Origin of the sequence: Mesorhizobium sp. M7A.F.Ca.MR.245.00.0.0 (genome assembly GCF_003997415.1) — a bacterium.
Classification (GTDB): domain Bacteria; phylum Pseudomonadota; class Alphaproteobacteria; order Rhizobiales; family Rhizobiaceae; genus Mesorhizobium.
In genome coordinates this window covers 43,749-56,207 of sequence record NZ_RZTE01000027.1, presented here as the reverse complement: position 1 = coordinate 56,207, position 12,459 = coordinate 43,749, and the positions used below count along the sequence as shown (strand labels likewise).

Sequence of the window (12,459 nt, the reverse complement as noted above, 5' to 3'; positions counted from 1 at the left end):
GACAACTCTCCTGCGCTGCCGTTAAACTTGTCGCATCAGCGAGAGCATGCGCGTCAGCGCCCGCAGATTTTGCCAGAAGGGGAGCGAATTGCCCTCGATGATCAGCTGCTTGTGCAGCGGATGCGCCATCGCCCAGATGTCGTTGAACATCGGCGGTGGGATTTCCTGGGCAAATTTCGACCAGGCGCTGCTCGGCGCCTTGAGCCAAAATTCGACCCCCATGTCGTTCGGAGTGAGGCCTTGCGCGATCTTCTGGATCTTGCCGCCGCGGACGTCGACGAGATATTCCGTGTCGTCGAAGCCGAGCACGAACTTACTCGTGAAAAACCGCCCTACTACCGGCAAAATGCGATCGTCATTGACCTTCCTTGCCCACCGCTCGATCCACTCCAGATCAAAGCTGCTCCTGCTTCCATATCTACTCATGCGATCCTCCTGATTGGGGAATTACTTTGCCCGGTTTTCACGCGGGCAGAGACTTCTTTGCTGGCCCGTAGACTGCCACGAACGACGCTGCATCGATGGCCACCGGCATAACCGCAGCCGCAAATGCTCCAAGATCGGCGTCGGCCGGCAACTCGACCTTGTCCGCCCTGAGCGCATAGAGCGTGAAAAAGTACCGGTGAGCCCGGTCCGGCGGCCAAGGGCCGCCATATCCCTTGCCGAACCCCGGGATCTTGAATGTCACGAAATCGCTGTTGAACTCAGCAGCGCCGTGCGGCAGCCGCAGGCTGCCGCTGGCGCCTTCTGGGAGCTCACGAATCTCGACCGGAATGTTCGCCACCAGCCAGTGCGCAAACGAGCGGGGGAAACTAAATGCTTCCGGCAGGTCAGGATCGGTAACGGACAAGGCAAAGCTGCGCGTGCCTTCCGGCGGTCCTGACCAAACAAGTCGCGGCGAAAGCCGGTTGTCCTCGGCGAACCGGTCCGGGATGACGCTACCTGGCGCGATATCAGGACAACGCAGCGTAAAAGACGGGGTTGCCGCCATATGGTTTACCTCCTGTTTCAGCAGGGTTACAGACCTCGGCACCGGCCTGCCCTGCTCGAGTCTGGGATTGTGGCTCTCGGCGACCGCGACCGGGTTGCCTGGGCCATTCTCGTTGGCGGCCTCGCCGGGCAAGCGCGCCGTCGCGCGGCGGCCAAACATGGCGTTGAGGATGGCATGGCCATCGAAGGGCGGCTCGAAATCCGCCGATATGGCGCCATTGCGAAACACGTGAACCCGCGTGCACAGGTTCAGAAATTCCTCGAGTTCGCTGGAGAGGAAAATCACGGCGTTGCCCCGCGCAGCGAATTCCTTGAGGTTGCGATAGAGATCGAGCTTGGCCCCGACGTCGATGCCGCGGGCAGGATCGTTGAGCACCAGAACCACCGGTTTTTCCGCAAAGGCCCTGGCAATCAGTACCTTCTGCTGGTTACCGCCGGACAGCGACGTGATGAGGTTCTCCGGGCTCCCCATCTTGACGGCCAGTTTGCTGGATTCCCACTCAAACACCGGCGTCAGCTTGGTGCGGTTAATGAAGTTGAGCACACCGCCCGACCGGAATTCGCGATACACCGGAAGCAGCAGGTTCTCGTAAATGCTCAGATTGGCAAAGATGCCCTCTTTCTTGCGATCGCCGCTGACATAACTAATCTTATTGCGTCGCGCAGATGCCAAATCCGTGACCTCGCTGGCCTTGCCGTCATTGACCACGACCAACCGGCCGGCGATCGGAAACTGGATGCCAGCGATGCATCTCACGAAATCCGCCTGCCCCTGCCCGTCCAGCCCGGTGATCCCGATGACCTCGCCGGGATACACTGTGAAACTCACGGGTGCAGCGTCTGGCCAGACCCGAAAATCGGTTGCGCGCAGGACCGGCCGATCGCCGAGCCGCGTCGGCAGCGGCTGATCACGGTCTGTGCCGCTGCGCCCGGCACCGGCAATCAGTTCAAGAATCCTGGCCTCGGTAATCTCTTCTTTGGCAAGCCTGCCGACGTCCACCCCGTCACGCAGAACCGTCGCACGGTCGGCGATACGGACCAGTTCGGCGATGCGGTGGGTGACGATCAGGATGCTTGCTCCCCGCTGTTTGAGCTGCCGCATCTTGCGGAACAGCCTTTCCGTGGAATCGAAGTCTAGCGCGGCCGAAGACTCGTCGAGGATCAGGACCTTGGGATCAGTCAGAAGGGCCCTGGCTATCGTCACCCATTGTTTGACGCTCAAAGGCAGTTCACCCACCAACCCGGAGAGGTCGATGTCAAAGCCGAGGAGTTCGCGCATCAATGCGGATGCCTTGGCTTCTTTTTCTTCCCGGTTCATGGACGAGCCCAAAAGGCCGTCCGCCCCCAGGTAAAGGTTGTCCAGCACGGAACACTCATCCGCGACGAGCACTTCCTGAAAGACATTGGAGATGCCCAGCTGGCGCGCCTCGTGCGGGGACGTTGCCGACTTTCCAAGGATCGAGACCTGACCACTGTCCGGTATCAGGACGCCGGAGATGACCTTCGCCAGTGTGCTCTTACCCGAGCCGTTGCCGCCAATTATTGCATGAACTTCCCCCGCGTAGGCCGTCAGATTGCAACCGCCCAGCGCCACAGTCGGCCCGAAGGTCTTCCTGACCGATGAGAGTTCAACAGTAGGGTACGACATCACTGGTCCAGTTGGCCGACGTTCAGCGGCTAGACTTACACGGAATGAAAGAAATGCCATCCCGTCAGCGCTGACGGGATGGCCAGACCTGATTTTGGTCAGTTCGCTTTGAACGCCTCTGGATCGGCCGGACGCAGGAAGAATTGGTCCAGGTAGTCCTTGCCTGCCCAGTTCTCGACACCGACGTTGTACCAGCCGTCCGAATCTTCGCTGCAATCGGCCGGGACGGCCTTCTCAAGCTGATCGTAGGACATGGTCTGCGGCTTGGTCAGGATCGACTGGACCTTCGGGCCCTGGCCCTCGAGGGTGCGCATCATGACGTTCCAGCCGAACTCGAAGTCGTCGCCCGGAGGCCAGGCGTGGATCGCCTGTGAGACGAAATCCTTGTTATTGCGCCAGTAGCAAAGCGCGCCGATCTCACCGCCGATGGAGAACGGGACCATCTCGCGGCCGCTTTGCTGAAGCGCACGTAGGGCGCCGAGTTCAGACGCCGACTGAATGATGATGCCATTCAAATCGCCCGGATTGGTGGCCAGCCACTTCTGAATTTCGGCCTGGGCAACCTGGTCGGTCCACATGCCGGCAACCTGACCCACGACCTTGATGTCGGGGTATTTCGCTAAGGCCTTGAGAACCCCGACGTTCTGCGAGTCCGATGCCGACGCGCCAGGAATGCCTTCGACAACCAAGACATTGCCCTTGCCGTTGATTTGCTTGGCCATCCATTCGCCCAGCATGCTGCCGCCCACGACGAAGTTCGCGGACGTGTTCACCGCATAAGGCGAGGTGAGATAGCCAACAGCAGAAAATACCGGAATGTCACGCTGATGGGCGTATTCGACCGTCTGGTTCAGTGACGTCGGGTTCGAGCAGCAGACGATGATCGCGTCGACCCCTTGGTCTACCAACTGCCGCATCTGCTGGATCTGCGTGGAGTCGTTCAGATTTGACTGAGTGATGATCACGTCCTTGACCAGTCCGAGCTTCTTCCATTTTGGAATAATCTCTTCCTGGAGGCGCTTCATAACGTCGGCGCGCCATGTGTTACCAGCGTAGGAGCTAGCGTAGCCAATCGTCCACGGTGGACCCTTCTTCGGCTTCCAGTCGCGGTAAGCGCTTTCCGCGAGCGGTTGCATCGGATCCATCATGTCTTTGTTATAGAGCTCATCCTGGATGTTCTTAGGCAGCTCATCGACGCCACCGGCAAAAGCAGGGGTGACGTTAGCGATCGTTGCGGCAACAGCAAGCGACCGCAACATGGTTGCGAATGTCGTCAATTTTTCCTCCCTTAGTGCCAGGCGTTGAGCCGTGGGCACGCTGAGTTCACCGGAACCCGGGGAGGACTATCGGGCAATCAGCACGTTGGCGGTAATACATTTTTTAAATGCGCTCTATACGCTTTCGCTATGGACCTGCCCCGCGTCGCGGGCCTGGCGTCACGCAGTGGCCGGGCACGGTACACGCTGGTCCAACTTCATCCGCCGGATTGGCCACCTTCTCCCCGTGCAAAATCGCGAAGCCGTAGATTTGCTTCAGGATGTCTCGAACATGGATGGCGGTCGCCGGGGCGCCACGCTCAACGATAGCGCCGCAATGAGCCCGCAGGTCATCCGGCGTAATCTCCGTCAGCAGGCGATTTCGCCAGGACGGAAGAAGCTCCCGCTCGAAGATGGCGCGCCGCACGGCGCGCGTGCTGTCGGCCATCGGTGCGGCAGTGAGCCACTTCTCCCCGAACTCGCCAAAGCTCTTCGCCTCTTTCAGGCGACGCTTGTCGCGCTGCTTCTCGATCGCCGGCGATCGGCCATCGCCAATAGCGCGCTTTGCGTCGAGGCACTTTTCTCGTGCCAACGCGAGCGAGATTCCATCCCGCCCATATCTGCCCAGATAGACCGTCTCGCGGCGTCCATTCAGCCTGTAATCCAGCCGAAACGAGATCGCGCCACTGGGCATGACGCGGACATACATGCCGTCCCGATCAGCAATCTTGTAGATTTTATCTTTTGGTTCAGCGCTTTAAGAGCGATGTCCGTCAACATTCCCGTTGCCTCCTGAAAAGTACCGTCAGGACAATTTAGAGGCTTCGTGAGAGAAAATTCCCTTTTTGTTCAATGCCTTAAGGCACAAAAAGTACCGTCACGAGCCTCATTGACTCTGACGGTACTCAGAAAAAATCGGGTGGGCAATATGCGGAAGGTCCGTCAAGCGGTCCGTCAAAGCCAATCCTAGCGCACCGATTGTCGCTGATTGTCTCTGAAAGGATTCATGTTTGTTTTCAGTACGTTACGTCGCAGATTGGCGTATTTTCGGCGGCGTCTGAGTGGGCCTGAATCATTCCCACTCGATTGTTCCCGGCGGCTTCGACGTCACGTCGTAGACGACACGGTTGATGCCGCGGACTTCGTTGATGATGCGGGTGGCGGCGGCGCCGAGGAAGGCCATGTCGTAGTGGTAGAAATCCGCCGTCATGCCGTCGACCGAGGTGACGGCACGCAGCGCGCAGACGAACTCGTAGGTGCGGCCGTCGCCCATCACGCCGACCGTCTGCACCGGCAGCAGCACGGCAAAGGCCTGCCAGATGGCGTCGTAGAGGCCGGCCTTGCGGATCTCGTCGAGATAGATGGCATCGGCCTCGCGCAGGATCTCCAGCTTTTCGCGGGTGATCCCGCCTGGGCAGCGGATGGCGAGGCCTGGGCCGGGGAATGGATGGCGGCCGATAAAGCTTTCGGGCAGGCCGAGCTCCTTGCCGAGCGCCCTCACCTCGTCCTTGAACAGTTCGCGCAGCGGCTCGACCAGCTGCATGTTCATGCGCGCGGGCAGGCCGCCGACATTGTGGTGCGACTTGATCGTCACCGACGGGCCGCCGGTGAAGGAGACGCTTTCAATGACGTCGGGATAGAGCGTGCCCTGCGCCAGGAATTCGGCGCCGCCGAGTTTCTTGGCCTCTTCCTCGAACACCTCGATGAACAGCCGGCCGATGGTCTTGCGTTTTTTTTCCGGGTCCGACTCGCCCTCGAGGGCGTCGATGAAACGGTCCGAAGCGTTCACCAGAATGAGCGGCAAATTGTAGTGCTCGCGGAACATCGCCACCACGCCGGCGGCCTCGTCCTTGCGCATCAGGCCGTGGTCGACAAGGATGCAGGTCAGCTGGTCGCCGACCGCCTCGTGGATCAACAGCGCCGCGACAGAAGAATCGACGCCGCCCGACAGCGCGCAGATGACCTTGCCCTTGCCGACCTGCTTGCGGATCGTCTCGACCGCGTGCTCGCGGTAGGCGCGCATGGTCCAGTCGCCCTCGATGCCGGCGATGTTGTGGACGAAATTCCTGAGCAGCCGGGCGCCGTCGGGCGTATGCACCACCTCGGGATGGAACATGATGCCGTACATCTTGCGCTCGATGTCGCCGAAGATGGCGAAGGGCGAGCCCTCGGACTTGCCGAACACTTCGAAGCCCTTGGGCAAGGAGATGACGCGGTCGCCATGGCTCATCCACACCTGGTGGCGCTGGCCGGGCGCCCACAGGCCCTCGAACAGCGGGCTGTCCTTTTGGATCTCGACGAAGGCGCGGCCGAACTCGCGATGGTCGGAGCTTTCGGCGACGCCGCCCATCTGCACGCACATGGCCATCTGGCCGTAACAGATGCCAAGCACCGGCACGCCGGAATCGAAGACGATCTGCGGCGCGCGCGGGCTGCCGATATCGCCGGTCGAAGCCGGACCGCCGGACAGAATGACGGCCTTCGGATTGATACGCTTGAATGCCGCTTCGGCCGACTGGAACGGCACGATCTCGGAAAACACGCCGGCCTCGCGGATGCGGCGGGCGATGAGCTGGGTGAACTGGCTGCCGAAATCGACAATCAGGACGGTGTCGGGATGATTGGCTGTTTTCATGGCGAGCGTTTAGAGAAAGAAACGAGTCGACGCAATGGGTTGCGTAGCCCGACTTTCAGGCTGGTCCGGCATCTTCATGGGGTGGTTCCGCCCGGAGGGCGCCGTCGCCGATCGCCCGTTCGAGCCGCATGACGGCGTCCGCCAGCTTCTCGTCGATGACTTCAAGATATTCGGTCCAGTCGCCGACATGCCTGAGATCCGCCGCCCCGTCGGAAATGCCGCGCAGACCGATCAGCGGAATGTCGAACAGCTGGCAGGCGCGCAGGCAGGCGAAGGTCTCCATGTCGACCATGTCGGCGGCAACAGCATCATACGCCGCGCCAGTGATGATCGCGCCGCCGGTCGACAGGGTCGCCTGCTTGATGCCCGGTATCTTGAAGGGCAATGGCACGGTTACCGGCAGGTCGAGGAAGGGGGTGGCGCCCTTCTCGAAGCCGAGCGGCGAAGCGTCGATGTCACGGTAGCTGACCGAAACCGCCTGGTAGATTTCCGTCTGCTGCAGCGTCCGACTGCCGGCTGAACCGAGCGAAACAACGAGATCCGGCAGTGCTTTTTGCGATTTCAGCCAGGAGAGTTCAGCACCCAGCCTGACGCCGGCCTCGACCGGACCGACACCGGTCATCAGCGGCGTGAACAGCTGCTTGAGGTGCGGGCCGTATTCGGCCTGCGCCGCCATAACGAAGAGGACGTCCTTGCCCGACAGGCGCGACACTTTACCGGTCATGATGATTTATTCCTCTCCGCCCGATCATCTGCTTATCTGCACCGCCGCTCGCCGGGACCCGCTGCCTCCGGCAGCTCCCGGCGTTCGTGGCCTTTCATCGTGCCAACGGCACGATGAATTCGCCTGCGGCGAACCGGCCACTCACCCTTCAATCCCATCGCGGCCAACCACCGTCATCATGGTGCCGGTCATGGTGGCGATCAGCTTGGCCTCGCCGTCGGCGGCAAAGGCGTAGGCCTGGCCGTCGGCGACGATGATGGTGCGGCCTGGCTTGGTCACCGAGCCGCGGAACAGGAAGCGCTCGCCCCTGCCCGGCGCCAGGAGGTTGACCTTGAACTCGATGGTCAGCACGCCGGAATTTTCCGGCATCAGCGAAAAGGCGGCATAGCCGCAGGCCGAGTCCAGCGCCGTCGAAATGACACCGGCATGGAGGAAGCCGTGCTGCTGGGTCAATGCCGCCGAATAGGGCATCTCGATCTCGATGATGCCGGGCGTCACCAGCGTCAGTTCGGCGCCGATCGTGGCCATCGCCTTCTGACGCGCGAAGGAGGTCCTGACGCGATCCTCATAGTCCGGGGCGGGTACGATCTTTGCTGCCATTGCCGCTGCCTTCCTTTACGCGGATAAGCTTATTGCAGAGGCATCGACGGCAGGCAAATGCTTTTGCTGCACTGCACAATCGACCTGGCCTGCCGGCCGGCGCGACGCATCCGTCAGGAATTGGATTCAGGCCGATCTGCGTAACGCACAGAGATAAAACCCATCGGTGCCGCTGAGCGCCGGCGACAGCGAGATGTCGCCTCTGGCGCCGATGCGTGCGGCTGCCTCATGGCCGGGAAAACGGCTGTCCCAGAGCTGGCGGTGGTCGACGGGAACAAAGCCGCTGTTACGGTCCCGAAAGGCCGCGATCTGCTCACCGTTTTCCTCATCAAACACCGAGCAGGTGATGTAGACCAGCAGGCCGCCTGGTTTGACATAGGCTTTGGCCGCATCGAGGATCGCCGACTGCTCGCCCTTGCGTGCATCGAGCTGCCTTTGCGTCAGCCGCCATTTGGCATCGGGACGGCGCCGCCAGGTGCCGCTGCCGGTGCAAGGCGCGTCGACCAGCACGATGTCCATGTGGTTGCCGAGCGGCGCGAGTTCGGCCGGCTTGGTGACGATCTGGACATTGCGGTTTTCAGAGCGGCGGATGCGGTCGAAGATGGGCGCCAGCCGTGCTTTTTCGGCATCATGGGCAAAGATCTGGCCGCGATTTTCCATCGAAGCCGACAGTGCCAGCGTCTTGCCGCCGGCGCCGGCGCAAAAATCCAGCACCTGCATGCCGGCTTCGGCCCCGGCAAGGGCGGCCGCGATCTGCGAGCCTTCGTCCTGGACCTCGAACCAGCCCTTCTGGAAAGCCGGCTCGGCCTGCACGTTCGGGTGCCGGCCGTCGCCGTCGATCGGCGGGATGCGGATGCCGTGTGGCGCGATTGCCGAGGGTTTCGCGCCGGTTCCCGTCAGTTCGGCCAGCACCTTGTCGCGGTTGGCCTGCAGGGTGTTGACCCTGAGGTCGAGCGGCGGGCGCGTTGCCAGCGCGGCGCCCTCGTCGGCCCAGGTCGAGCCAAAGGCTCGCTCGAAAAGCGGCGCGCACCAGTCCGGAACATCCGCCCGCACCGCGGCCGGCGCATCGTCAAGCCGGCGTTCGGCGATGGCCTGAAGCTCGGCGGCGGTCAGCAGCGGCGGTGCGAACTTGTCGCCATCGAGCGCCTCGTTGAGCGATTGTGCCGTCTGGCGCCATTCGAGCAGCAGCGCGCCGAAGCCGATGGCGCGCGGCGTGTCCTGCCCCAGCAGCCAGCCGGCGGAACGCTTGTGGCGCAAGGCGTCATAGACGATGTTGCCGATCGCCGCACGGTCGCCGCCGCCGGCGAAGCGATGCGACAGGCCCCAATCCTTCAGCGCGTCCGCCACCGGCCGGTGGCGCCGGCCGATGTCTTCCAGCACTTCGATGGCCGCAGCCAGTCGTCCGCCCAGTCGCATGGTCTTGTTCCGTCACGCAGAAAATTATTCCGGCCCTGCTCTAGAGCGCGCAACCGGCGCGCACAAGCAGGTCGGCCTGCACAACCGCTCTGCTTTCCAAGTTTTCTGGTTGCGAATACTCTTCTGGTTGTGATTCGTGGCGCGCAAAAGGTGGACCGGCGGATCGACACGAGGAGAGGGCAATGAAGACTTATCTGGCGGAAGTTCTAGGCACATTTCTATTGGTGTTCATCGGTACGGCTTCTGTGGTGACGGGCGGCTTCGGCGGCGCGCTGCCGCTCGGCCAGGAAGGCATCGGTCTGGCGTTCGGCATCGGCCTCATCGCGGCGGCCTATGCGATCGGCCCCATTTCGGGCGCGCATCTCAATCCGGCGGTGACGCTCGGCGTCTTCCTTGCCGGCCGGCTGCCGGCCAAGGACGTGATCCCCTACTGGATCGCGCAGGTCATCGGCGGCGTCCTCGCTTCGCTGGCGTTGTGGATCATCGTTTCCGGCCAGGTTGGCGGACACACCACCGGCTTCGGCGCCAATGGCTGGGATGTGACGAAATGGGGTGTCAGTTCGGCATTCCTGTGGGAAGTGATCGGCACCTTCACCTTCGTCACCGTGATCCTTGGCGTCACGGCTGAAAAGCACTCGACGGCGTTCGCCGGACTGGTCATCGGCCTGACGCTGGCAGGATTGCACTTCGCCATCATCCCGGTGACCGGCACCTCGCTCAACCCGGCCCGCTCGATCGGTCCGGCACTGTTTTCGGGAACTGCCGCGATCGGCCAGCTCTGGCTGTTCATCGTTGCACCGCTGATCGGCGGCGCCATTGCCGGTGTCGTCGCCAAGGCGCGCATCTTCGAGAAGGACTGAGCTCTTTGGAAGGCTGAATATGAAAAGGCGCGGGCCATGGCCCGCGCCTTAGATGGTTGGTGCAAGAGGCCGAACAGACCTCAGTATGGGTGGTCAAATCCGGCCACGCCGGCTGACTGTTGACTGGAACCGCATGCCCTTCAAACCCGGAACCGTGCTAGTCTAGAGCTACCGATTGAATAGCGCCTGCTGGTTCGAGGTCCCATTGACAAAACGGCTATCGGATTTCGACATTGGCTTGCTGCTGACACTCGACGCGCTGTTGAAGCACCAGAACGTCACCCATGCGGCGGCGAGATTGAACATTACCCAATCGGCTTTGTCGGCCCGCCTGACGCGGCTGCGTCACTTGCTGAACGACCCCCTCTTCACAACGGCGGCGTCCGGACGGGGAATGATCCCGACGCCTCACGCTCTGGCACTTGAGCCCGAACTCACCCGGCTGCTCGAACGGTTGAGCGATTTCGTGAATACTGCTCATCTGTTCGACCCCGCGACAAGCAAACGTGTCTATCGCATTGCCGCAACGGACAATCCGGCAGCGATCCTGGCGCCGGACCTCATTCCGCGGTTCAAATCCCAAGCTCCCAACGCAAAGGTCGCCTTTACGGTGCCCAACAAGCCGAGGATCGTCGAGCATCTGGAGCAGGGCGACATCGATCTCTTCATCGGAGCCGCAGAAGACGGTTCGAGTGGTCTGATCGGGCAGAAGCTGTTCGAAGAGGAATTCGTTACCGCCCAGCGGCACGGCCATCCGCGTGGCAAGGGGTCAATCACCCTGGACGAATTCTGTGCCCTCGACCATCTGCTCATTTCGACGAGCGGCGGGCATTTTGCAGGGATGATCGACGACGCGCTTGCCGAGATCAGCCGCTCGCGCAATGTGACGGTCTCCATCCAGAGCTACGCACTGGCCCCGCTCGTTCTGGAAAACAGCGATCTGATCTGCACCCTGCCCCGGCGATTCCTGAGGCGCTTCGCTCAAGTCCTCGATCTGTTCGAAGCCCCCTTGGAGCTCTCGCCGTTCGCCATGAACCTGTTCTGGCACCCACGAATGCGCAGCGACCCCGCCCACATATGGCTGCGTAAACTGGTGATACAGAGCGCTCGCAGCGGTCACGAGGGGTAGTGGCCGAACACCACGCAATCGTTCCGGCTACCACATGCCGTGCAATCAGAGCTTCTGAAGCAGGTAGTCGCCAACCTTGTCGGCAGCCGGATCGAACAGCGTGTCGAGCCGCGAATTCAGTACGTAGACATCGTCGCCCAAGATCGCCGCGGCCGTCGGCATCGACATGATGCTGCGCTCCTGCCGGACGATCGTCGCCGATGCCCACCCGTCGGCGGATACCAGTTCGACGGTGCGGTCTGCGCCCAGGTTCTGCACCACGATGAGGTGCTGGTCATCGATCAACTGAATGCCGTCGGCACCCGTGAGGGTCTCGGGCAGTTTAACCGGATCGATCTTGCGGGGGTCGGCGATACTGACGCGAAACAGCTCACCCGTGTTGTATTTGCCCACGAGCAGATAGCCGTCCTTCTGCCAGGCGATGCCGTTCAGCTTGAAGCCGTCGCCATTCGTGAAGCGTGGATCCTGCGCAAAGATCGTCGCCTTGCCCGCTGTGTCGATCCGGTAGACGATCGGGGCAAAACTGTCGGTCACATAAGCGTTTCCGTCGGCATCGAGCGCGATGTCATTGGCAAAATGCGTGCCTTCGCTGAGGCTGCCGAGATCGTAATAGGCCCGAGGCTGGCCGGTCGTGGCATCGTAGGTGGCCACCGCCGCAAGCTTGCCCTTGCTCGCCGCACCGGTGCGATCGCCGACGCCCGGATCGGAGTTCGTCACCCAAAGCGTGTTGCGCTTGTCGTCGACGAGCAGACCCGCCGTGGAAACCAGCCTCGCATCGTGCACGAACACCGTGTACTTCCCGGTTTTGTCGACCTTGGCCACCAGGCCATGACGCACCGAGCCGACCATAAAGGTGTCCTGCCTGGCCGACCATGTCATGCTCTCCGGATAACTCTGGTCGGAGGCGAACGAAATCCCCTGAGCCGTGCTGCCGGCCATCGATGGCGATACAATGTTGAAGAGAATCATGGCTGCGACGCCAGACATTAGAGAACGAGAGATCATGATTGGTTCCTTTCGGTCGGTTGATGTCACCGCCCTAGAACTCTGAGCGCGCCTCGAGAAATCGCGTTTCACGATGAGACGAATCGATCGCGTTCATGGGTTTGGGACTTGTTAAAATCCAAACCCGTCCGATCGCCCGACCTGCCATGAACGGGCTCGATGCCACCAATCCGCAAGATCGATTGGCGTGTTGGCG

The 12,459-nt window shown here is 61.6% G+C and carries 10 protein-coding genes and 1 pseudogene; 2 read left to right on the top strand and 9 right to left on the bottom strand.

Translation table 11 applies throughout. The features are described 5' to 3' along the window. Positions 1–21 precede the first annotated feature (21 nt). From EOB80_RS23720 to EOB80_RS23680, 8 genes and pseudogenes are all read right to left on the bottom strand, one after another. Positions 22–426: a hypothetical protein gene (locus tag EOB80_RS23720; RefSeq protein ID WP_006326052.1), complete on the bottom strand. Its 405-nt coding sequence runs from the start codon at positions 424–426 to the stop codon at positions 22–24. 37 nt (positions 427–463) lie between these two features. After that, positions 464–2,638 (bottom strand): YbhB/YbcL family Raf kinase inhibitor-like protein, encoded by a 2,175-nt coding sequence (locus tag EOB80_RS23715; RefSeq protein ID WP_164762694.1) that lies wholly within the window; start codon positions 2,636–2,638, stop codon positions 464–466. Positions 2,639–2,736: 98 nt separating this feature from the next. Then, entirely contained in the window at positions 2,737–3,915 is a 1,179-nt protein-coding gene (locus tag EOB80_RS23710; protein ID WP_127330093.1) for an ABC transporter substrate-binding protein, read from the bottom strand. Positions 3,916–4,099: 184 nt separating this feature from the next. Beyond that, positions 4,100–4,674: pseudogene (locus EOB80_RS23705) on the bottom strand (Arm DNA-binding domain-containing protein); the annotation flags it as partial. A 292-nt stretch (positions 4,675–4,966) separates the two neighbouring features. Continuing rightward, a complete protein-coding gene (guaA, locus tag EOB80_RS23700) occupies positions 4,967–6,529 on the bottom strand; it encodes a glutamine-hydrolyzing GMP synthase (RefSeq protein ID WP_127330091.1) in 1,563 nt (520 codons plus the stop codon). A gap of 55 nt (positions 6,530–6,584) precedes the next feature. Then, positions 6,585–7,253 (bottom strand): 5'-methylthioadenosine/S-adenosylhomocysteine nucleosidase, encoded by a 669-nt coding sequence (locus EOB80_RS23695; protein WP_127330089.1) that lies wholly within the window; start codon positions 7,251–7,253, stop codon positions 6,585–6,587. A 141-nt stretch (positions 7,254–7,394) separates the two neighbouring features. Next, positions 7,395–7,853: a PaaI family thioesterase gene (locus EOB80_RS23690; RefSeq protein WP_013530371.1), complete on the bottom strand. Its 459-nt coding sequence runs from the start codon at positions 7,851–7,853 to the stop codon at positions 7,395–7,397. Between the two features lie 126 nt (positions 7,854–7,979). Further along, positions 7,980–9,269 (bottom strand): RsmB/NOP family class I SAM-dependent RNA methyltransferase, encoded by a 1,290-nt coding sequence (locus tag EOB80_RS23680; protein ID WP_127330087.1) that lies wholly within the window; start codon positions 9,267–9,269, stop codon positions 7,980–7,982. A 182-nt stretch (positions 9,270–9,451) separates the two neighbouring features. Between EOB80_RS23680 and EOB80_RS23675 the strand changes: the two genes are divergently transcribed. Further along, on the top strand, positions 9,452–10,129 hold the full coding sequence (locus EOB80_RS23675; RefSeq protein WP_013530368.1) for an MIP family channel protein: 678 nt from the start codon (positions 9,452–9,454) through the stop codon (positions 10,127–10,129). 238 nt (positions 10,130–10,367) lie between these two features. Continuing rightward, on the top strand, positions 10,368–11,258 hold the full coding sequence (locus tag EOB80_RS23670; RefSeq protein WP_245466429.1) for a LysR family transcriptional regulator: 891 nt from the start codon (positions 10,368–10,370) through the stop codon (positions 11,256–11,258). A gap of 45 nt (positions 11,259–11,303) precedes the next feature. On the opposite strand, the gene EOB80_RS23665 is transcribed toward EOB80_RS23670, so the two are convergent. Beyond that, positions 11,304–12,197: an SMP-30/gluconolactonase/LRE family protein gene (locus EOB80_RS23665; protein ID WP_164762693.1), complete on the bottom strand. Its 894-nt coding sequence runs from the start codon at positions 12,195–12,197 to the stop codon at positions 11,304–11,306. Positions 12,198–12,459 lie beyond the last annotated feature (262 nt).